This is a genomic window from Staphylococcus sp. HMSC065D05, assembly GCF_001813195.1.
In the GTDB taxonomy this organism is placed as follows: Bacteria; Bacillota; Bacilli; order Staphylococcales; family Staphylococcaceae; genus Staphylococcus; species Staphylococcus epidermidis.
This window is the reverse complement of the sequence record NZ_KV811746.1, coordinates 1-22,749: the sequence shown is the minus strand read 5'-3', so window position 1 is coordinate 22,749 and position 22,749 is coordinate 1. Positions and strand designations below refer to the sequence as shown.

At 30.3% G+C, this 22,749-nt stretch carries 22 protein-coding genes and 2 tRNA genes; 6 read left to right on the top strand and 18 right to left on the bottom strand.

Annotation, left to right across the window (positions count from 1 at the left end):
* Nucleotides 1-43 precede the first annotated feature (43 nt).
* From HMPREF2897_RS05060 to hemE, 6 genes are all read right to left on the bottom strand, one after another.
* Nucleotides 44-119, bottom strand: a tRNA-Asp gene (locus HMPREF2897_RS05060).
* Nucleotides 120-133: 14 nt separating this feature from the next.
* Nucleotides 134-207 (bottom strand) — tRNA-Met (locus tag HMPREF2897_RS05055).
* Nucleotides 208-521: 314 nt separating this feature from the next.
* A complete protein-coding gene (locus tag HMPREF2897_RS05050) occupies nt 522-1,076 on the bottom strand; it encodes an RBBP9/YdeN family alpha/beta hydrolase (RefSeq protein ID WP_002490105.1) in 555 nt (184 codons plus the stop codon).
* Nucleotides 1,077-1,211: 135 nt separating this feature from the next.
* Nucleotides 1,212-2,609 carry a protoporphyrinogen oxidase gene (gene hemY, locus HMPREF2897_RS05045; RefSeq protein WP_070592759.1) on the bottom strand — a complete coding sequence of 466 codons (1,398 nt, stop codon included), beginning with the start codon at nt 2,607-2,609 and terminating at the stop codon, nt 1,212-1,214.
* Between the two features lie 143 nt (nt 2,610-2,752).
* On the bottom strand, nt 2,753-3,676 hold the full coding sequence (hemH, locus tag HMPREF2897_RS05040; RefSeq protein WP_002490098.1) for a ferrochelatase: 924 nt from the start codon (nt 3,674-3,676) through the stop codon (nt 2,753-2,755).
* Nucleotides 3,677-3,752: 76 nt separating this feature from the next.
* The gene (gene hemE / locus HMPREF2897_RS05035) at nt 3,753-4,814 is read right to left on the bottom strand and encodes a uroporphyrinogen decarboxylase (protein ID WP_176744855.1); all 1,062 of its coding nucleotides are present in this window, start codon (nt 4,812-4,814) and stop codon (nt 3,753-3,755) included.
* 290 nt (nt 4,815-5,104) lie between these two features.
* Here hemE and traP point away from each other — a divergent pair, with 290 nt between their 5' ends.
* Nucleotides 5,105-5,608, top strand: coding sequence for a signal transduction protein TRAP (gene traP, locus HMPREF2897_RS05030; protein WP_002486324.1), 504 nt, complete (start codon nt 5,105-5,107; stop codon nt 5,606-5,608).
* Between the two features lie 434 nt (nt 5,609-6,042).
* Here the strand turns inward: traP and HMPREF2897_RS05025 are convergent, their stop codons facing one another.
* The 3 genes from HMPREF2897_RS05025 to HMPREF2897_RS05015 are packed head-to-tail and all read right to left on the bottom strand — an operon-like array spanning nt 6,043 to nt 8,675.
* Complete coding sequence (locus HMPREF2897_RS05025; protein ID WP_002446748.1) at nt 6,043-6,660, bottom strand: CadD family cadmium resistance transporter; 618 nt, start codon at nt 6,658-6,660, stop codon at nt 6,043-6,045.
* Nucleotides 6,661-6,718: 58 nt separating this feature from the next.
* Entirely contained in the window at nt 6,719-7,942 is a 1,224-nt protein-coding gene (locus HMPREF2897_RS05020; protein ID WP_002475193.1) for an ABC transporter permease EcsB, read from the bottom strand.
* The gene (locus HMPREF2897_RS05015; RefSeq protein WP_002457875.1) at nt 7,935-8,675 is read right to left on the bottom strand and encodes an ABC transporter ATP-binding protein EcsA; all 741 of its coding nucleotides are present in this window, start codon (nt 8,673-8,675) and stop codon (nt 7,935-7,937) included. The genes HMPREF2897_RS05020 and HMPREF2897_RS05015 overlap by 8 nt, the downstream gene beginning before the upstream one ends.
* A gap of 129 nt (nt 8,676-8,804) precedes the next feature.
* Between HMPREF2897_RS05015 and HMPREF2897_RS05010 the strand changes: the two genes are divergently transcribed.
* The 4 genes from HMPREF2897_RS05010 to HMPREF2897_RS04995 all read left to right on the top strand — a co-directional run bounded on the left by HMPREF2897_RS05010 (nt 8,805) and on the right by HMPREF2897_RS04995 (nt 11,583).
* A complete protein-coding gene (locus tag HMPREF2897_RS05010) occupies nt 8,805-9,230 on the top strand; it encodes an HIT family protein (protein ID WP_002490099.1) in 426 nt (141 codons plus the stop codon).
* Between the two features lie 76 nt (nt 9,231-9,306).
* Nucleotides 9,307-9,678: a YtxH domain-containing protein gene (locus tag HMPREF2897_RS05005; RefSeq protein WP_001829821.1), complete on the top strand. Its 372-nt coding sequence runs from the start codon at nt 9,307-9,309 to the stop codon at nt 9,676-9,678.
* Between the two features lie 165 nt (nt 9,679-9,843).
* Nucleotides 9,844-10,404, top strand: coding sequence for a DUF3267 domain-containing protein (locus HMPREF2897_RS05000; RefSeq protein ID WP_070592757.1), 561 nt, complete (start codon nt 9,844-9,846; stop codon nt 10,402-10,404).
* 201 nt (nt 10,405-10,605) lie between these two features.
* Nucleotides 10,606-11,583 carry a peptidylprolyl isomerase PrsA gene (locus tag HMPREF2897_RS04995; RefSeq protein ID WP_002490116.1) on the top strand — a complete coding sequence of 326 codons (978 nt, stop codon included), beginning with the start codon at nt 10,606-10,608 and terminating at the stop codon, nt 11,581-11,583.
* 147 nt (nt 11,584-11,730) lie between these two features.
* Here the strand turns inward: HMPREF2897_RS04995 and HMPREF2897_RS12235 are convergent, their stop codons facing one another.
* From HMPREF2897_RS12235 to HMPREF2897_RS04955, 9 genes are all read right to left on the bottom strand, one after another.
* Nucleotides 11,731-11,835, bottom strand: coding sequence for a type I toxin-antitoxin system Fst family toxin (locus HMPREF2897_RS12235; protein ID WP_002440288.1), 105 nt, complete (start codon nt 11,833-11,835; stop codon nt 11,731-11,733).
* A gap of 171 nt (nt 11,836-12,006) precedes the next feature.
* Nucleotides 12,007-12,948 (bottom strand): 3'-5' exoribonuclease YhaM, encoded by a 942-nt coding sequence (gene yhaM / locus HMPREF2897_RS04990; protein ID WP_070592756.1) that lies wholly within the window; start codon nt 12,946-12,948, stop codon nt 12,007-12,009.
* Complete coding sequence (locus HMPREF2897_RS04985; RefSeq protein WP_070592755.1) at nt 12,945-15,884, bottom strand: ATP-binding protein; 2,940 nt, start codon at nt 15,882-15,884, stop codon at nt 12,945-12,947. Before HMPREF2897_RS04985 ends, yhaM begins: the two co-directional genes overlap by 4 nt.
* Complete coding sequence (locus HMPREF2897_RS04980; protein WP_002446757.1) at nt 15,874-17,070, bottom strand: metallophosphoesterase family protein; 1,197 nt, start codon at nt 17,068-17,070, stop codon at nt 15,874-15,876. Before HMPREF2897_RS04980 ends, HMPREF2897_RS04985 begins: the two co-directional genes overlap by 11 nt.
* Nucleotides 17,071-17,341: 271 nt before the next feature.
* Nucleotides 17,342-17,686: a YlbF/YmcA family competence regulator gene (locus tag HMPREF2897_RS04975; RefSeq protein ID WP_001829805.1), complete on the bottom strand. Its 345-nt coding sequence runs from the start codon at nt 17,684-17,686 to the stop codon at nt 17,342-17,344.
* A gap of 72 nt (nt 17,687-17,758) precedes the next feature.
* A complete protein-coding gene (locus tag HMPREF2897_RS04970) occupies nt 17,759-18,889 on the bottom strand; it encodes a DUF445 domain-containing protein (protein ID WP_032603006.1) in 1,131 nt (376 codons plus the stop codon).
* A 182-nt stretch (nt 18,890-19,071) separates the two neighbouring features.
* Nucleotides 19,072-19,536 carry an XRE family transcriptional regulator XdrA gene (locus tag HMPREF2897_RS04965; protein ID WP_001829807.1) on the bottom strand — a complete coding sequence of 155 codons (465 nt, stop codon included), beginning with the start codon at nt 19,534-19,536 and terminating at the stop codon, nt 19,072-19,074.
* A 271-nt stretch (nt 19,537-19,807) separates the two neighbouring features.
* Nucleotides 19,808-20,431 carry a response regulator gene (locus HMPREF2897_RS04960; protein ID WP_001829810.1) on the bottom strand — a complete coding sequence of 208 codons (624 nt, stop codon included), beginning with the start codon at nt 20,429-20,431 and terminating at the stop codon, nt 19,808-19,810.
* A complete protein-coding gene (locus tag HMPREF2897_RS04955; RefSeq protein WP_002475949.1) occupies nt 20,424-21,557 on the bottom strand; it encodes a GAF domain-containing sensor histidine kinase in 1,134 nt (377 codons plus the stop codon). Before HMPREF2897_RS04955 ends, HMPREF2897_RS04960 begins: the two co-directional genes overlap by 8 nt.
* 158 nt (nt 21,558-21,715) lie before the next feature.
* On the opposite strand from HMPREF2897_RS04955, the gene HMPREF2897_RS04950 reads away from it, so the two are divergent.
* Nucleotides 21,716-22,540 carry an RluA family pseudouridine synthase gene (locus HMPREF2897_RS04950; protein ID WP_002490127.1) on the top strand — a complete coding sequence of 275 codons (825 nt, stop codon included), beginning with the start codon at nt 21,716-21,718 and terminating at the stop codon, nt 22,538-22,540.
* The last annotated feature ends 209 nt before the right edge of the window (nt 22,541-22,749 follow it).

Below are 22,749 nucleotides of genomic sequence, written 5' to 3'. Positions count from 1 at the left end.
AATCCATTGCTCTACCAACTGAGCTACTGAACCATAATTGTAATGGCGGTCTCGACGGGAATCGAACCCGCGATCTCCTGCGTGACAGGCAGGCGTGTTAACCGCTACACTACGAGACCTAATAAAACATGTATTGCGGGAGGCGGATTTGAACCACCGACCTTCGGGTTATGAGCCCGACGAGCTACCGAACTGCTCCATCCCGCGCTAATATTATTTTTGACTACTCGCTAATCATATCATTAAATGGTTAATAATGTCAACACTTTATTTAAATTATTTTAACAATTTCTTTAAATGGTATTAAAGAAAACATGTAACACTTAAGGTTTAATGCCCTCTAAACAATTACCTATTAAGTATATTAACTTAAGACATAATAGTCAATATCGTTTTTCGATTTATTTGTGTAAAAAAATACTTCATATATCATTTTATAATTTTAATTACTAAATGATATGAAATGTTTTCAATAATATTTAATGTTTGCAAGTATAGACTAGGATAGATGTGTAAACATCCTACCTAGTCATATATCCTTGCATTCTGTTAATTAAAGAAGTAAATGTTACAAAACCTTCCTCTTCTAAAAAGTGTCCACCATCTTCTACTACACGTGTATGTCCATTAAGTGTATTCATCAGTCTTTGTGTTTCCTTGTATGAAACATATTGATCATCTTTAGACGTGAGTCCATAAAATTTATCTACTTGTTCTTTTATTTTATCGTAATCGATGGTTACCCCTTTTAAATCTACATCTTCATCTATGTCTTGTGCATCTTCTTTAAATCCTGCGATACTAAAGAAACCTTCAATGTGATGACGCGTTTCTTCAAGAAATTTTAAGGCAGCGATTGAGCCAAACCCGTGTGTCACAAAATATGTATCTTTTTTACGGATATGTAGTTGTTGTTTCATTTCATTAACCCACTCATCAATTTGTGCATGATCATTTGCTTCAAGATTGAATAAAGAAACATCATACCCTTCCAAAGTTAAGTTATGTCTTAACCATTCATACCAATGATTTTTAGAATTACCATGTTTTGAGTGTACAATAATAATGTCTGTCATCTGTCCCCTCACTCCTTTATTAATTCTATTGTAAGCAAAAACACTTTAAAAAGAAATCGAATAAGTTTTCTTGACATATATTTATAGCGTAAATCTAACTTATTACATTCTTCTAATTAAAGTGTCATCATACTATTATAACTCTTCTAATATTTCCTCAACTGCATTCTTTCCTTGTTGTATACAGTCAGGTAAACCAACAGCTTCAAACGGTGCACCTGTAACACGTAATCTAGGATAAGTTGTTTTAATATGTTGTTGAATTTCTTTAATCATTTTGATATGACCCACATGGTATTGGGGCATACTCTTAGGTAACCGATTTACAATTGTAAAATCAGGATCCCCTGAGATGGTCATCATTTGACTTAAGTCTTTTCTAACAATTGATACTAATTCTTCATCGGTGTGATCATCTACTACAGTATCACCTGGTTTTCCTATATATGCTCGAATTAAAACTTTACCTTCTGGAGTAGTAAATGGCCATTTCTTTGATGTCCAAGTACATGCAGTAATATCCGTTTGACTTGTTCTTGCAATAACAAAGCCAGTTCCATCGTACGTATTGGTAATATTTTTCTCATCAAACGCTAAAACAACTGTTGCGACAGTAGTAGAATCCATGTTCTTAAAGTAATCAAATGCAGGATCGTGACTAAACCAATTTAGAAATGCTTGATGTGGCGTAGTTACAAGTAAGCCATTAAATTTTTCTTTACTGTCATCTTCTAATAAAATTTCATAATCTTTTTGCGAAATCAATATATCTTTGACTGGCGTGTTATATCGTATGTCAACACCTTTACTTTCAATATCTTTAACAAGCGCCTCTATAAAAGAACTCAAACCATGTCTAAACTGTTTGAATTGTCCTTTAGGAGCACCTGGATATAATTGACGTTTCTTGATACGTTGTTCTTTTTCATCTTTCATTCCTTTAATCAAACTACCAAATTGTTCCTCTTTTTCTTTAAAATTAGGAAATGTACTCATTAGGCTCAATTGATCAATATCAGTACCATAAATACCACCCATTAGTGGTTCAATTAAGTTCTCTAATACTTCATTACCTAATCGTTGTCTAAAGAAACTACCAACAGAAATATCATTTTCAATTTCTATCGGTTTTTTAAACAAATCAAGTCCCGCTCTTAATTTACCAATAGGTGAAATGAGTCTTGTTTTAATAAATGGTTTAATATCTGTAGGAATTCCCATAATTGAGCCACCAGGAATAGGATATAATTTATTTTTAGCAAAAATATAAGATTGACCAGTAGTATTTGTAATAAGGTCATTTTCTAATCCAATATCTTTTGCCACATCAGTCATAATTGTCTTACGACCTAAATAAGACTCAGGGCCTAACTCAATTGTGTAACCATCTGATCTATATGTTTGAATCTTTCCACCTACTCTATTTGAGGCTTCGAAGATAGTTACTTCAATAGAAGGGTCTTGTTTTTTAATGAAATATGCGCTAGATAAACCAGTGATTCCCGCTCCAATAATTGCCACTTTCTTACTCACTTTTCCCACGCTACCTTTCAGAATTGCTTAAAAATTTATTAAAATACGCTTTATACTGGTTCTAAAAGAAAAAGTATAAAAACAATTCCCCCTATTAAAATGGAGGAATTGTTTTGTTTAATAGGTTTGGATGACAGACTCATTTATATATGTGATTGAATTTCATCAACAATAGCACCGATAAATAATGGATGTGTGTTAGGCATTTCTGGACGATAGTAATTTACCCCAATATCGTCACACACCACTTTACATTCATAATCATTATCATAAAGCACCTCTAAATGTTCACAAACAAAACCTACTGGCGTATAGATAAAGTGCTTATACTGATGTTCCTTATATAAATCACGAGTTAAATCTTGGACATCTGGGCCTAACCAAGGTGTTCCAGTATTTCCCTCTGATTGCCACCCTTCAGCGACATGGATGATATTAGATTCCTGTTTAAGAATTTCCGCTGTTTCATGCAATTCATGAGGATATGGATCATTATTTCTTTCAATTAAACCTTTTGGTAAACTATGTGCAGAAACTACTAATACAGTCTCATCATGTTCTTGACTAGGTATTTGTTCTAATGTTTCATTAATTTTTTCTGTCCAATATTTAATAAATTTTGGCTGCTGATAATAGTGTTTAATATGTGTTAACTGTATACCATATTCATCTGATTTTTCTTGAGCACGTTGATCATAAGAGCCAACAGAAAAACTAGAATAATGAGGTGCAAGTACAACTGTTACTGCTTCTTTAATTCCATCATTATGCATTTGTTCTACTGCTTCTTCAATATATGGAGATATATGTTTTAATCCAAGATAAAGTTTAAAATTCACATCATCTCGTTCTTTATTTAGTGCGTCGAGTAACGCTTCCGCTTGACGATCGGTTGTTCCTGCCAAAGGAGAAAGGCCACCAATAAATTCATATCTATCCTTTAAATCTTGCAGTTCTTCTTCAGTTGGTTTTTTTCCACGTCTAATATCAGTGTAATAAGGCTCTATATCACTTTCTTTATATGGTGTACCATACGCCATTACTAATAAGCCAATTGTTTTAGTCATTAATAAAAACCTTCCTTTTAAATCTTTAATTTGAATCAATGAAGTAAGGTTTGGAATCTAACCAAATCTTTAAAAACTATTTCTCTGTATAATTATGAACAAATTCAGTCACTTTTCGCAAAGTTTCTGGTTTAACTTCTGGAAATACACCGTGACCTAAATTGAAAATATGCTTTCCGCGATCTAAACCTTGATTTAAAATGTCTTTGAGTCGTGATTCTATGACATCCCATGGAGCTAACAGTAAAGACGGGTCTAAATTACCTTGAATTGCTTTATTTACTCCCATTTTGTCAGCTTGCTTTATTGAAGTTCTCCAATCAAGACCTAGTACATCTATCGGTAAATCATTCCATTCATTAATTAAATGACTTGCACCGACACCAAAAAGAATGATAGGTACATCATAATAAGCTTTAATGCCAGAAATCAATTTATTCATGGCCGGCTTAATATAATAGCGATAGTCCTTCACATTAAGTGCACCAACCCATGAATCAAAAATCTGAATGATTTCCGCTCCTGCTTCAACTTGTGCTACAACATAATCAATAGAAATGTCGACGAGATGGTTCATTAAAGCGAACCATGTTCCCTCATCTCTATACATCATCGCTTTAGTAAAATTATAATTTTTTGAAGGCCCCCCTTCAATCATATAAGATGCTAAAGTAAATGGTGCTCCTGTAAAACCTATTAAAGGTACATTAAGTTTTTCTTCTGTGAGTAACTTAATTGTATCTAATACATATGGGACATCTCTTTTAGGATCTATTTGCGATAGCTTTTCTACATCTTTAACAGTTTGAATAGGATTGGAGATTACAGGTCCTATACCTGATTTAATTTCGACATCTACACCAATTGGTTTGAGTGGTGTCATAATATCTTTATACAATACTGCCGCATCGGTTTGATAATTATCTACTGGTAAATGTGTCACATATGCACACAATTCCGGTTGATGCGTGATTTCAAATAGAGAATATTTTTCTTTTAATTTTCGATACTCAGGTTGAGAACGTCCAGCCTGTCTCATAAACCAAACAGGTGTATGTGACGTACTTTCTCCTTTTATAGCTTTTAAAATTGTATCGTTTTTGCTGCGCACCCTTGAGTCCCCCCACAATTGAATCATTCTTACCAATGATAGCATATTGTACTTAATTAAGTATTTTAATATGCTTAAATGTCACAAAAAAGACATACTACATTTGACTGTATCAAGTGGATAAAATTTTTTAATAAGAGATCTTTTTTTACTAAAAGTTGGATAGATATTAAATTACACGACTAATATTAAATAATTTATGATTTTGTTTAATTTGACATCTAAAAATAAGTTACTTTTTATACAAATTAATCAACTTTATTTGTATATAGAAAAGTAGGCTCGTATAATAAATTAAAACAAAGGAGGAATGAGCCATGTATTTATATACATCTTATGGGACTTATCATTTTTTAAATCAAATTAAACTTAATCATCAAGAACATAGTTTATTTCAATTTTCTACTAATGATTCTTCAGTAATCTTAGAGGAGTCTGAGGGAAAATCAATCTTAAAACATCCTAGTGCATATCAAGTGATTGATAGCATAGGTGAATTTAACGAACATCATTTTTATAGTGCTATTTTTGTTCCTACGTCTGAAGACCATCGTCAACAGTTAGAGAAAAAATTATTACACGTAGACGTACCTTTAAGTAATTTTGGTGGTTTTAAAAGCTATCGTTTATTAAAACCTACTGAGGGGTCTACCTACAAAATTTACTTTGGTTTTGCAAATCGAACAGCATATGAAGATTTCAAAGCTTCTAATATATTTAAGGAAAACTTTTCAAAAGATGCATTGAGCCAATACTTTGGTGCTAGTGGTCAACATTCCAGTTACTTTGAAAGATATTTATATCCAATAGAAGATCATTAATTAGTCAAAACAAATTATATATTCAACAAATTTAAACACAGTTATTTAGTCTACTTATTAATTATAAGGATTGATGTTAAGAAACATTTCAACTGTGGATAGATATCTTTCAATTGCATTTTCTATAGAATTTCTAAGTGCATTTTTCTATTTGTGGCAATTGTTTATACGACAAGATGCCTATGACATCACACATGGTCATAGGCATCTTGTCGTATATAGTTAAATACTTTTACTTATTCTCATTTACAATGATTAAAATACCAATTTTACTCTATCTTTAATTTAGCCAAGATGTATAACTTCTTAGCTATAGATTTAATTAGAGGCCATTTAATCCTCAAACTCATCTCAATTTTTATTTAAAAAAGTAACCTCCATATTTACTATGGAAGTTACCGAATGATTTATAGTTGTCATATAATCTCGTTATATTAAAAAACAAAATGAAAGAGTTTTTGAACTGTTCCGTTTTCAATGATAATGAATAGACCTAAACCAATATAGACTATTGACATTATCCACCTACTAAACCTTTCAATGATTTCACCTAGGCCTGGTATATTAGCTAATTTTTGAGCGGTAAAGACAAGAATAAAAATTAAAATTAAAAATGTGATTAAAGTAATAACTAATTCATAATTATTTATAGTAGTGAAATATGGTACAAATAATCCAATATTATCTGCACCACAACTTGCTAGTGTGACTACTGCAACAGATTTTGATAACTCAGATAATCCTTTTTTATTTAGTTCATCTTTAGCTCTTCTTTCCCCTTCACAATCATCGAATATAGCAACCTTAATTCCTAAATAAATTGGTATAAGACCAAGCAATCCTAAAATCCATTTATCTGGTACATAGTTAAGTACATAAGCCAAAAACAAACTGACAATAATTAAAGTTAATGACCCTAGATATTGTCCAATATAAATATCTTTGTACTGTTGATAATTGTTTGCTCTTGCAAAAAAAATTAATAATATGACTAATAAATCAACCGCTGTAGCAATATACAGGATGGCGGCTGTCGTTATCGTTTCAAACATTCAATCCCTCTTTTGACTATATTAAATTAAAATAAAGTTTACTCTAACTAAATTTGATTTAGTCACGTAATAATGTTTCTTGATATTTTAATTTTTTAATTGTATTTCGAATGGTTAGCCAACCTACTATAAAGAATAATACAGCAAAAAAGAATAATTCATGGTGTTTGATTACATATACAATCGTAAATGTAATAGCGATGATGATCATCAAGCGATTTAAAAATTGCTGATATCCTGTAATTACTTTTGTATCAGATACAGGCCAAACTTGAGGCCATAAACCGTATGCCTGCTGCGTATAAAATTGAGACATCTGTAATAAAATAATATACATAAACAAACTACCGATAATTAATGAAACAACTGGTTGTGATAACCATACCATTAATATCAAAGCGATAATAACTAATCTTAAAATAATAGAAAAAGCATCGCGTCCTCTGACAAAACTTCTTATAAATAAATATAAGTACATCCGATTCTCATTGAATTTAGTACCTTTAGGAACGGGTAGTAAGAAATCAAGATAACTACGACGTACTGCTGATTCTCTTAGGTGTTTTACGTCTGTAAACATATTAACGAATTTATAATAATTTGTGTGATGTTGTTGTTCAATTGCAATCACTTTTTCCCAAGGAAGCAAATAGTGATCAGCTCTAGTCTTTAGGACTATATAAATTACAAATAATAAAATCATTATTAAAAAAGCTAAATAGTTATGAAATTTTAAAATGATGTAATGCGTTACTGCTAAAGGTATAAATAATAATAAGTTGATAATGAACACATTTTTATTTAATTTAACCCATTGCCATTTGATGAGTAATACCAAATATGGATATAGCAATGTACTTATAGAAAATGCGATATAAAATCCATAATCATTGTGACTTAATTTATAAAACAATGGAAAGAACACGATTAGCAAAATGAATGGTAAACTGATTCTTGAAATATAACTATAAAACAGACTTGCTTTAATATAATTTTTCATGTGTCTTTCAAAAGGTAGTAAGAAGATTTGGTCCGCTTCTTTCAAGAGTGTACGAATTGGGAATAATGAAACAACAGCTATTGCTATACTAGCAAATAGTGCATAGTCTATTTGGGGAGGAATGTGACTTAACCACTCGCCATATCCAAATATAAATGCTCCTAATAGTATAAGTAGAAAAACCGTAAAGTGACCATTAAATATAAATTTATTATAATAGTTTTTCTCCTTACGTATAGCGTGTTGTCGTTTTCTAAACAAAGTTAATGCCTCGTTATTCATAAGCACTACTACCTTGTGTGACATGGATGTAAATATCATCTAAAGTTTTATCTTTTAATCCTGTTTGTTCCCGTAACTCTTCAAGATTACCAAATGCAACAATTTCACCTTTATCCAAAATAATAAACCTATCACAATACCTTTCGGCTGTAGCCAAAATATGTGTACTCATTAAAACTGTTCGATTTTCATTTCTTTTTTCTACCATTAAATCTAACATAGACTGTATCCCCAAAGGATCTAAACCGAGGAAAGGTTCGTCAATAATATATAATTCTGGATCAACTATAAATGCACAAATAATCATCACTTTTTGTTTCATCCCTTTAGAAAAATGGCTTGGAAATACTTTAAGTTCATTTTCTAATCTAAAAACTTTAAGCAATGGTTTAGCTCGACGCATAGCCTCTTCTCTACTTAATTGATAAGCCATCGCCGTCATTTCAATGTGCTCCTCTAAAGTTAGTTCATCATAGATGACTGGTGATTCAGGTATATAAGATAACTTTCTTCTATAATTTTCAATATCTTCATTAATTCTAATATTTGAAATTGATAATTTGCCTTCCATTGGATTAATCAATCCTAGCATATGTTTAATTGTAGTACTTTTCCCAGCACCATTTAGACCTATTAAACCTACAATTTCACCTTTTTCTAATTCAAAATTCAAATCTTTAATTACAGGTTTTTTTCCATATCCGCCTGTAAGATGTTCAACTTTTACTGTCATAAGGCACCTCCATTGACTTTATTGTATCAAAAAAAATTATATAGACCTAAAAATAATCTTTACAATGATGTAGTTTTAAAAAATGAATGATATAATATGAACAAACATTTGTAGAGGAGTGTCATTATTATGTCAGAAACGATATTCAGTAAAATTATCTCAGGTGAGATTCCTAGTTTTAAGATATATGAAAATGATTATGTTTATGCATTCCTTGATATATCTCAAGTTTCAAAAGGACATACACTACTAGTACCTAAAAAACCTTCAGAAAATATATTTGAAACTGATGAAGAGACAATGAAACATATAGGGGTTGCTTTACCTAAAGTGGCAAATGCAATCAAAAACGCATTTCACCCTGACGGCTTGAACATTATTCAAAATAATGGTGAATATGCCGATCAATCAGTATTTCACATTCATTTCCATTTAATACCGAGATATGAAAATGATATAGACGGATTTGGCTATAAATGGGAAACACATGAAGATGTAATCGATGATGAAACTAAACAAAAAATAGCAACACAAATTCAAGCACAAATGTCTTAATCATGCATATTTCTTGTTATACTGGGTATGAAATAACTATTACAATTATCCGACAAACAAAGTGAGGAGAATCATAATGAAAGTCTCAAGAATATTATTTGGTTTAGGTGTAGGTGCTGTTGCAGGATTTGCAGTTGCTTTAAGACATCGTGATGACCAAAGCGTAAAAAATCATACGATTGATGCTAGTCAACCTACTGGCGCTCAATCAGAATTACAACGTGAAATAGAGAATATGAAACAATCCTTCAATGATATTCTTAATTACGGTTCACAAATTAAGAATGAAAGTATTGAATTTGGAAGTTCAATTGGTGAGGAGTTTAAAGGATTGATTGGTAATTTTAAATCAGATATTAATCCAAACATCGAAAAATTACAAAGTCACATCGAAAATTTACAAAACCGTGGCGAAGATATTAGTAATAACCTTTCAAACGATAAATAGTTTAAAACTATGGCAACTAAGCCATAGTTTTTTTACTTCTAAATCATAGACAGCTCAAACTTTTCACTGAGCAAAACCAACAAATATTGGCAATATCTATTGACTATTGAGCAAAAGACATAGATAATACGTAACGAACATTAACATAGAGAAGAGGCATATATTATGTTTTTATGTACTCGGCAAATCGATATACATGCACGATTCGGTATTCAAAGAATTGCATTCTTAAGTTTAGTTGCGACAATATTTACATTTTTAGTTAGTTATGAAGTGATGTATTATTTTTTAGATACACCACTTTCAGATAGACATTTTTTTGTACTCATAGTGTTTATATTGCTCATGTACCCTATTCATAAAATAGTACATCTTTTATTCTTTTTGCCCTATTATAAATCTTTTAAAATCCATAAATTATCTAGTAAGAAATGGGTACCATATTTTAATACTTATGTTAATACGCCTGTTCACAAAATTTATTTTTGTATTAATCTCATTCTACCCATCTTTTTCTTATCTGGTATCTTTATAATGCTAAGTGTATATTTACCTCAATATGGACATTATTTTATGTTTTTATTATCACTTAACATAGGCTGTTCAATGATGGATATTTTATATTTAAAGATACTTTTATTTTCAAATGATGGACACTATGTCGAAGAACATCAATCGGGTCTTCATATTTTAAATAAGGTAGACAATCCTTATACACAACACTGATTTTTAAAATCATTTACAAAGATTAGATGCAACAATTTTTATATTTATAAATAAAATATGCATAATTAAATCGCTATCAATTATGTAGCTATACCCCCTTTCCTTGTCATACTATAGTCTGAGGAAAGGGGTTTCTAATTGGTTGATGATTAATAATATGTTATATTTACGATGATTAATACATAAAGGAGCTATCAACTTATGAAATTAATGAATAAAATTATTGTACCCGTAACTGCAAGTGCACTTTTGTTAGGTGCCTGCGGTTCAAATGCAACTGAATCGAAGGATAACACACTTATTTCTTCTAAAGCTGGTGATGTTAAAGTTGCTGACGTAATGAAAAAAATGGGCAAAGAACAAATTGCAAACACATCTTTTAGCATTGTATTAAACAAAATTTTAGCAGATAAATATAAAGATAAAGTAGATACAAAAGATATTGATAAAGATATTAAAAAAGAAGAGAAACAATACGGTGGTAAGGATCAATTTGAAAGCATGCTAAAACAACAAGGTATGTCACTTGATGATTATAAAGAGCAGAAGAAATTATCAGCTTATCAGAAACAATTGTTACTTGATAAAGTTAATGTATCAGATAAAGAGATCAAAGAAAACTCTAAAAAAGCATCACACATTTTAATTAAAGTTAAATCTAAATCTAGTGATAAAGAAGGTTTATCAGATAAAAAAGCGAAAGAAAAAGCTGAAAAAATTCAAAAAGAAGTAGAAAAGAATCCAAATAAGTTTGGAGAAATAGCGAAAAAAGAATCAATGGATAGTTCTTCAGCTAAGAAGGATGGTTCATTAGGTTATGTGATTAAAGGTCAAATGGTAGATAGCTTCGAAAAAGCACTATTTAAATTAAAAGAAGGAGAAGTTTCTAAAGTCGTAAAAACAGACTATGGCTATCACATTATAAAAGCAGATAAAGAAACTGATTTTAATAGTGAAAAATCAAATATCAAACAAAAATTAATCGAAGAAAAAGTACAGAAGAAACCTAAATTATTAACTGATGCATACAAAGAATTATTAAAAGAGTATAAAGTGGACTACAAAGATAGAGATATTAAAAAAGCAATTGAGGATTCTATTCTTGATCCAGATAAATTAAAACAACAACAGCAACAACAATCACAAGGTGGTTCTGGATTAACTAATTCAGGTTCGTAATTCCTTTCTAACATGATTGTCGTAAGTTGAAATATTCATCACTCATGTTATAATATAGTTAACAAAGATATCTATCATATATGCACTAACCCCCTTACTATGCCAGTAGTAAGGGGGTTTTAGTGTGGCTAAGTTTAAAAATGTCGCCTATCGATGTTTGTCATTACGTTGACGTAGCCAATGCGTAAACAACGCAACTATACAACCACTAATAACAGTGGTGATGATGTGTACAAAGATATCTAAAATCATATATGCACCTCCTTCCCTTCGTCATATGACGCCTGAGAAGTAAAGTTAGGCGACTAATTTATTATAACACGTTGATTAACAAACATTAAAAAAGTACAAAGACTCTAAGAATAGATACTTCTTTAAAATTATCTATTCATTAAAAGTAACTTTGTACTATTGAACTTGAATTTAATCAAGTGTTGTTGGATTATAAAATTGTCTATTTTCTAAACCAAAAATTCTTTCTGTAAATTGACCTTTTTCTGTTTTTTTGAAAGCTTTATCAAACATGTTCATTTTAGCATCAATATTATCTATAAAATAAAGTATTTCAGCTTCCTTTAAATGAGGCAATTTAGGCGATCCGAACTCCATTTTACCATGATGCGCTAAAATCATATGTCTAAGTAACATTACCTCTTCTCCATCAATACCTAACTCTTTGGCTGTTTCAGCAACTTCATCACTTGCTATAGAGATATGACCAAGTAAATTTCCTTCAACAGTATAAGTCGTCGCCACTGGACCACTCAATTCTCTTACTTTACCTAAATCATGCAAAATGATAGCACTGTATAATAGACTTCTATTCAACAGAGGATAAATATCACATATAGATTTTGCTATACGCAACATTGTTAAAACATGATAACTTAATCCACTCGCAAAATTATGATGATGCGAACTTGCTGCTGGATAAGTGAAAAAACGATCTTGATACTTTTTAATTAAATGTCTAGTAATGCGTTGTAAGTTTGCATTTTCAATATCTAACATAAAATGCGATAATTCCTCTTGTATTTCTGAGGGCGACATTGGCGCACCGTCAACAAAGTCTTTAGTTGACACTTTGTCTTCAGCTTGTGCAAGACGTATTTGATGTATTTTCATCTGTTTGCGTCCACGATAATTGATGATATCACCTTTGACATGAACTATTGTTTCTGGCTTTAAAGTTTGCATATCATCTTTCGTAGCAGTCCATAATTTAGCTTCAATATCACCACTTTTATCTTGCAGAAATAGTGTCAAGTAATCTTTACCCTGAGCTGTAACACCTTGAGTTGCACGATGAATCAAGAAAAAATGATCCACTGAGTCGCCGGGATTTAATTTTTCTACATTTCTCATTTTTTCCCGCCTTCCTGTAATTTATTTAAAGTTAATACTTCTTTAGCCGGTATGACATGATCTTTTGTACAAGTAAAATAAAGTATTTGATAATGTTCTGATAGTTCTCTCAAATATTTCAACATACGCTCTTTACGATATTTATCAAAATGAACAAATGCATCATCTACAATCACTGGGAATGGATAGTACGGTTTTAATACTTTAATAAGACTAATACGTAAAGCCACATATAATAATTCTTTTGTAGATTGACTCAACTCAACTGGCTCAAATACTTGTCCGTTAGAATGCTTTACATGTATTTTATGATTTTCAGTATAATTAATCATATTGTAAGTACCATTTGTTAAATTTTTAAAAATAGATACAGCTTCATTAATCACTTGTGGTAGACGCTTATCCTTTATTTGCTTGATATGTTCTTCCACTAAAGCTTGCATATAACTTAAGCTTGCCCAATCCTTAGCAATATCGTTAAGTCTATTTTTTAAGCTATAATATTCATGTCTTAATTGTGCTAAAGTTCTATCTGTTTCCATATGATTAATCTGAGCATTTAAATCACTAACTTCTGCTTGCATTTCTAAAAATTGATCATTGTAATCGTCAACTTGTTTAGCCAATCTATGATCTTCTTCTTCTAGTTGAGCAGTAGTTTTCTCACTTAATTGCGAACTCATTTCATAAGTATAATTTTGATTTTCTAAATATTGATTTAAATCAATAAATCGATTTAAATCATTTTGATAGGTTTCAAAATGATGATGATGTGTATAATAATCTTCTTCATTATCTACATCAACATAATCAAATAATTCCTTAATCATTTGATTCGTTTCACTTAAGCGTGACTTCAATTGCTTTAATTCATTATTGAGTAATTGCATTTCATTTTGATTTTTATTCCAAGCCTCATTTTGTTCCTCTGCATTTTTTAACCACTGTTTCACATCATGGAAGAAAGACATCTGATTAAATTGTTTTAGATGTGGTTCAGTTACAGATTGTGCACGTTCATAAAAGTGATTGATATCTTTTAGTAGATTCTTGCGTTGTTGATTTAAATCAATAATGTATTTATCATGCGCTTTAATTTGACTAATGGTTGAGACACTCTCAACCACTAATTCATCTGAAAGTTTTTCTGATAAATGTAACTCTTTTTTTATTTCAATGATGCTATTTTTTAGACTATCAAGTCGCTCATTTGCAGTCGTTAATGATTGATTGATATATTGATGTTTTTCTTCAAGTATTTTTTTATTTTTCTTTGCATGGCGCCATTGTTCACGAACTCGTTGTTGATGTTCTAAATCGAAGTCAAGATTATATTCTTTTTCAAGTTGTGTGAGTTGGTTTTCTAAATCATTAATTTCTTGACTAATTGCTGTGCTATAATCTACTGCTTTAGATTTAGAAAAGATGATACCTACTACAAAAATCACAGTTAATAGAGCAAATATTATTCCAAAAATAAGATTTGCAGTGAAAAAAGAAAATATAGAAAGTGCTGCTGATAGAATAGTCAAAACAATAAATCCTATTCTTAAAAACTTTTGTCTTTTATTTTTTTGTGTTTGTTCTTCTTCAAATGTTTCTTTTAACTTTTCATATAAGTTCTCTTTTTCATGTAATTCTAAAACTTGTTGTGTATATTCCTTTTTCTTTTCAAAGGTTTCGTCAGGAACAAGCTCATTCTCAACTTGATTAATCTCATTAGAATTAGAGTTTCTTTCAATTTTATTTTCTTCAAGTCCACGTTCTAACTGGTTGATATAAGCAATTTGTTCTTGCTTGCCTAATACTAAATCACTTATATGACTTTTCATCGCTTCAGTACTATCTGTGTCGTAAAACACTTCTTGCCAACCTATATTAGATTGAAGAGCTTCTAGTTCACGTTGCTTATCAGCAATATCTTTCTCAATTGAACGTAATTCAAATTCTTTTTGTTTAATTTCAGTTTCTTGTTGATAAAGACTATTAAACGAATCAATATACTTTTGGTCTACTGGATTGATAGACTCCGCCTCTTTATTTAATAAGCTTAATCTTTCTTCTCGCAAACTTTTATCTCGTTCAAGTGATTGTTTGTGAGATTTGGCAGTTTCGTATCTATCTATCCCTTTTTCAGGAAAATTTATAGGCTCTATATTAAGTGATTGTTCCAACCTTTTCCATTCTTGTGTTTGATCATGTAGAGCAACCTCTTTTTGTTTTCGCTCATGCATTTTTGATAATTGATTTAAATTTTGCTTCAAATTTTCTAGTCTTCTTGATGATTTATCTTTATCGTCTACAAGCCGATGATATGTATCAAGTTTACTTTCTTCATTTCGAATTTGATTTTCTAATTGTTTAAGTTGCTCAATTTGTTGATTAATAATTGGATTTTTTCCAGATTTTTTATATAATTCTTCTTTCTTTTGTCCAATTCTATCTCTCATACTTGTAAATTCAGTTGACCCAAGTGCACCTGCTTCTAATAAGTAATCTTGTAGCTGTTCTTCATCTAGATTTTTATGAATATCTTGAAGACCTAAAACGTCAAAAGAGAATATACCTTGATATGTTTTCTTTGAAATGTAATTAAGTTTTTTATTTAGCCAAACTTCATCTCGTATAGTACCATCTTTAAGATAAATTTTGACATCTCCATGTGCACTTCCCTTGATTCTCTCAACTTCTGCTTCAATGCCATCGTCGAAAATGAGGGATAATTTCCCGCCATATTGATTACCTAATCTTGGTTCTAAACGTGGTTCTTTGGACTTTTTAGTAGGAAATCCGAACAAAATAGAGTGAATAAATGCTTGAATGGTAGATTTACCAGCTTCATTCTCACCAAATATCTCAGTGAATTGACGATTAAATTCAATTTTACGTTGAACAAATTGTCCGTATCCGTATATTTCTAATGATTTAATTATCATTTTGTTCACCTCTCATTTCATCCTTTAAAAGGCTTTCTGCATGATTGACTAACTCAACTTTATCAAATTCATTGTAGTCATCTAAAAACTTAGAAGCCCTTGGATTTAGATATAAATCAGTCATTGCCGAATCAAAAAGTGACGCATCATCAAGTAATTCCGGTGAAAACTCTTTCACTATTGGCATTTCATCATTTTGAACATATTGAAGATTTAAATCTTCAATAAAAACAAATTGGTTTTCGTTTTCTTCGAACTCAGTAATCATTTCTTTTAGTTGAATTAAATCTTGTGGTGCAATTATGTCTTCACTATTAATGCGTACGTTCAATCTATAAAATGATTTACCTTCAGGTCTTACTTTATCTTTAAAAGATTGAATAACATCATAAAGTCCTTGTTTAGATGTATGATCAGTTTCAATTGTAGCTTCTTCAAATTTAATAAATTGAGTAGGATAAAATTGTGAAGTGAGTTTAAGGTGATCACCTTCGACCAATAGACAACCTTTTTCTCCTAATTCATTGAAATGTCTTCCTTGGATATTACCTGGATAGTTAATGACTGGCATATCACTTAACTGTTCACGTTGGTGTATATGTCCTAATGCCCAGTAGTGGTATAAACGTTGATTTAAGTCTTCTAATCTAAATTCAGTATAACGGTCTTTCACCGAAGATTTACTATAAGTTCCATGTAATACACCAATATGAATGCCCTTTTGACCTTGACTCGATGGGTATGCGTCTATTTTATTTTCATAACTCGCATCATTTTGATAGCTGAATCCATGAATATAAATCGTTTCTCCTGATTTAGTAATAGCTTGATATGTCTCCACTTGATTTGAAAATACGGATACGTTATTAGGCCACTGACTTGTTATTTTAGAAGTAAGAGGATCGTGGTTGCCATGGCAAATATAAACAAATATTTGTTCTTTTCTTAGTCTTTCAAATTGTTCATTTAAAAAGACTTCAGCACGCAATGTACGATTCTCACTATCAAATAAATCACCTGCTATAATAATAAAATCGACTTCCTGTTTTAAAGCTAAGTCGACTATGTTTTTAAAACTTTCATATGCACTCTTTTGGACATCTTCAAAAATATTTGGACTGAGATAACTTTTAGATTTGAAAGGACTGTCCAAATGCAAATCAGCACAGTGTATAAATTTAACCATAAGTTTGATTCTCCTTAGAATATCTGCAAAGTTAATTAAAAAAATGTACAAGATTATTTATGCATTAATGTGATGCATAAAGTATATAAACTAAAATTTTACAGTATGAATGATGAGAAATATTTTTTCCTTATATTCTTTCATTTTACCATATCTGTTTGTTGACAGTCGATGAAGAATGCATTGATTTAAAAATAATAAGACATAAATAAGAAAGCCTGGAACAATTATTATGTCCCAGGCTCAATCAAAGTAGATATTGATTAACTAATTAGTCAGCGTAAATTTCATCTAAAGGTTTTACGATGATTTGATTAATTTCTTGGAATACTTGGCTCATTTTTTGCTCAGCATTCATTAATTCAGAAATATTTTCGTCTTTTTCTATAGCTTGAGCTTGTTCTTGAGCTTTTTGTAAATCTTCTTCAGGAATTTCTTCCCCTTGCATTTGTTTTTGTTGGAAGCTCATTTGAGTTTCACGGAATTCATCAAATAATTTTTTTGATTCTTCATTTTCTTTTACTTTAGCAAATGCATCTTTGATAGCTTTATATTCATCACTATCTCTTAAAGCTTGTTCTAATTGATTTGCATAATCATATAAATTTACTGCCATAAGTCTTTGCACTCCTTTGAGTTAATTTGTGTTTTTAACCACTCGTAGAATACTTTAACATATCTGTCACTATTAGACAAAGATTGCAATTACTCCTTGGAAAAATCCAATGATACCTCCTAATATAAATCCTAATGTCATGATTAATTTTAATTCTTTGTTGGCAATTTCAATAATTAGATTTTCAATATACTTTAAGTCGAATGTATTAATCTGTTCTTCAATTAATTGACGTAAATTAATCTTTTTCATAATGTTTGTTAAATGTGTTGAAGTACCTTTAATAATTAAATCAGTCATACGTTTTGATGTATCATCTTCTAGGAATTGAATAAACTGCGGAACAATTTGGTTAATAGGTCTCTGTGTTTTATCTTTTAGATTTAGATAAGTTTTTAATTCATTAAGTACTAATTGACTATAATTTTTAAATTGTTGTGCTTTAATGATTTCATCTAAGTTCTTATCTTTAAATGTTTCATACTCATCATTTAATACTTTAGTAATTATTATTTGAGATTGCGGATGTTGAGTTAGTCTAATCAACTCTTGTTGAATTCTATCAGCAATGCTTTCTTTTGTCATAAACATCTGTAGTAAACCAATGATGCGTCCCTTTTCATTGAAAAATGTGTCTAACATTTCATAAATATCACGTTCACCTTTTTCAGAACTTAAATAATTTCTAGCCCTTTCACATAAGAAGTCAGTAATATATTCTATTTGACCTTTACATTGGTCTAAGAAAGACTGAGGTAATATTTCACTTAACTTTCTGTATTTATTTTTCTCATACCAAAAGTTTAGTTTACTTAAAACTTTAGTAGTCAATTTATAATCTACCAACTCATTAACATCTATCCCTAAAAATTTAGCTATATTTTTAATTGTCACATCATCATTTTTTAATTTACTTATTTGTTTTTGGATTAGTTGCTGTATCATATTTCTCGATTGTTGTTGATTTAGCTTCTGTCGAATTAATTCTTCAGTAATAAGATGTTCCTCAATAACTTGTCCAATTTTTCTAGCGATTTCCTCACGACGTTTTGGAATCAAACCTGGTGTGAATGGAATACGAAACCTAAAAATATAATACGGTTTGAATGGATGAAATAACATTTTAATTGCAATCATATTAGTTACTCCACCAATTATTGCTCCTAAAATTATCATAAAAACTACTAATAATATGGAATGCATCATTTAAACTCCCTTTTAATAGAAAATGTTTCAAAACTATTTCATTTTACTCACTTATAAAAAAACGATGAAACCAAAAAGTTGTCTCATCGTCTAACACTTATGCTCCTGAATTTTTTATGATATTAAGATCAAAGTGATTCAATCATAAAATGATTCTTCTATCACTTATGTATTTATGTCTATACGTGTATTAATTCTTCTTTAGCATTTCTATTGAAGTAAGTTTCAGCTTCTCTCATTTTTGAAGTACCAAAGATCGGTTGTTTTTCATTATTAAGAACACGATAAATGTTACTTACTTTATTACTTTGTAAAATGAAACCATTACGTGTATCAATAGTATTCCAGTAAATATCACTTGTTGTTGAGTGATTTGGATAAGCACAATGGTTTCTAGAAATTGTTTGTACGATTTCAAGCGGGTCACAACCGAATGTACTATTTAATACATCTGAATCTCTGAATAAAGCACAAATTGATACGCATGTAGTCCAGTTTGGTAGAACTCTTTCTTTTTCAATTTGAACCAATGTTTTCTTGGAAAGTCCAATGGTTTGTGCCATTGTATCTTGTGTATAGCCTGCTTCTATACGGACCATCTTAAATTTTGTTTGAATTAAATCTGTGAAACTCTGTCTATCCATTCTATTTATCTACCTTTCTCATTGGAAATATTTTATCCGGACACAAGAAATTGCAATAATACACATTTCTTGAAACACAAATTACATCTTAATATATTTTCAATAAAAATAAAAGAGTAAATACGTTTTTGAGTCTATTTTTATAATAGGCATAATTATCAAAATAATTAGACAGTAATATTAATCTACAAGCAGAATTATAATTGCTGTAAGTGTTATTGGCTAAAAACTCAACTTAACACAATTACATTCATAAAAATTAAAATAATTTTTAAATCAATTTATTTTCCATTGCATAAATAGCGGCTTGAGTTCTATCGGAGACTTCTAGTTTGCTAAAAATATGACTCACATGTGTTTTTACTGTCTTTTCTGATACAAACAATGCTCTTGCAATTTCTTTATTTGTTTTACCTTTAACCATTTCTTTAAGTACTTCTTTTTCACGTTTAGATAACTTATTCGTATAATGTGGTTTTTTTGATACGGCCTTAATCACGCTTTTAGCTTGAGGATGTATGATACGTTCACCTTGCAAAACTTTATGAATTGTCTCAATTAACTTTTGAGGTTCAACATCTTTCATTTCATACCCATCAGCTCCTTTATCAATAGCTGAAATAACATGTTCATCATCTACATAGCTCGTAAGTACTAATACTTTGATTTCAGGATATTGTTGTTTGAGTATTTCAGTAATTTCTATACCATTCATCTCTGGCATTACTAAGTCTAGAAGCACGATGTCCGGTCTTTCATTGTTTTTTAAATAAGATAAAAATGTTGCACCATCTTTGAAACCCTTTAAAACTGATAAATCATCTACAGTTGATAATAAAAATTCTAAACCTTGCCTTACAATATAGTGATCATCGACGAGAATGACTTTATGCATAAGGATGCTCCTTTAATTTCAATGGAATTTTAATATAAATCCGAGTGCCATGATTTATTTTTGATTCTATAGTAACTTTACCGTTCAAATACTGTGTACGTTGCTTTATGTTTTTTAAACCATTAAATAAAAACGTATTAATTGATTGCGTGTCAAAACCTTGACCGTTATCTCTAATATCTATCTCAAGATATTCAACATTTTGTGATAAATCAAGATAAACTTTGTTGGTTTTAGCGTGCTTAATAACATTATTCATTGCTTCCTGAATAATTCTGTATACATTTTCTTCGATATCATTAGATAAATCTATTAGTCCATTAATAGTCACTTTCAAATCTAGTCCTAACATTTTACTATAATAGTGTAATGCATGGATTAAGCCTTGTTCTAATCCAACTGGTTTTAGTTGCCAAATCAGTGCTCTCATTTCATTTACTGCATTTTGACTTGTTTCCTCAATAGTCTTAAAAGCCTTTTGCGCTTGCTCGTCAGTAGTTATCCCTTTTGCAGCGTGAGCCGTTAATTTTAAAGAAAATAACATTTGATTTACTGAATCATGTAAGTCTCTAGCTAGTCGATTACGTTCATTAATTTTGGCATTTTCTTTTTCTTTATTAGTTAGCTGAATTCTCTTTATAGCTGAACCAATTTGAAATGCTACAGATTCTAATAGTTCTAAGTCTTCTTCACTATAATGTTCTTTGTTGGGAGATGCTACGTTAAGCAAACCGAATCTTTCACTCCCAGACTGCAATGGAACAGTAGCATGGTGAGTAATATGATTCGTTTCTTTATCATAAGCATGATTAGCTAAATTGATTCTAGAACAATTTATTATATTAGAAGCTTTAGTTAATTTATGATTTTGATATGCTTGCACACACCAGCAAGAACCATTTGTCAAATAGTAACAAGAGTTTTTAGATAAAGCTTCAGGTAAATCTACAGAGGAAACTAAATCATGGTGCCCCTCTTCATCAATATAGAAAATCCAACCAGTTGAAAAGTCGCTCCCATTTATAAGTAAACGCAAAGCCCCTTGCATCATGCTATATATTTCAGTTTCTTCATTTAGAAATTCGGCTATTTCCTTAAGTAATGCAAGTCTAGTTGGTTTCTCCATTATATCCCCTCAAATTTAACATTTTATCATTATTATACAACTCATTCTTTATTTTTAAAAACTCACAATGCCGATGTTATTAAAACTTTCAAAATAAAACAAGTTATAGAGTCGCACAAATATATGATATGATAGAACTGAATTTATAGGAGGAAAAAATGAAATTTACAATACCTAAACAATTTAACGATTATACATTGAGAGAGATTTTTCAATATTTAAAATTACCTAAAAAGGACTTACATCAACTGAATATGTCTAAAGAAATCTTAATTAATGAAGAGTACGGTACATTATTAAATAATGTTAAAACCGGTGATTATGTTGAGATACCAACACCTAATGAAGTAAGTAACTATTTACCAAGTTATCGATATGCTCAAATTTATTACGAGGATGATGACTTGGCCATTGTCATGAAACCAAAGGGTGTTAAAACGCATCCCAATGATTTAAAAGAGAGCAACACACTTATGAACCATGTGATTTACACTGTTGATAGTGAATATGTTGAGCCCATACATCGATTAGATCAGGAAACAGTAGGTTTATTGATAGTTGCTAAGAATCCGCTTATGAAAAAAATCTTAGACCGAATGTTAGAATATAATGAAATTACGCGTATATATAAAGCAAATGTAAAAGCGTTGTTACCTATTAAACCACAAACGATAGATATGCCTATTGGTAAAGATAAATTTCATTCAAACAAACGAAGAATTTCCAACACAGGTCAACATGCAATCACTCACATTATTGACTCTAAAATGATTAAAGAGGGTGTATGTCAACTGGACATTAAATTAGATACAGGTCGAACACACCAAATTCGTGTGCACCTTGCTGAGATTGGCCATCCAGTTATTGGGGATCCACTTTATGGAACTTCAACATTACGACAATTAGAGCTAAATAGTCATCAAATTGAATTTACTCATCCACTGACTCAAGAAATTATTTCTGTAAGTCTAGATGATAAATAGCAATATTTCGATGTTATCATGAGCATTAAGTTAAATATCGAATTAAAAACTATATTATTTTGACTATTAATTAATGAAATTGGACAGAATGCTTTATTAAAAAAGTCAACATAACACCTAATTTCATCTTTATCACTGACTAACTACTAATATAGAGGCTGGGACATAAAGTTCTAGGATAAGTAAATAAAGACAATTTCTATTGAAAT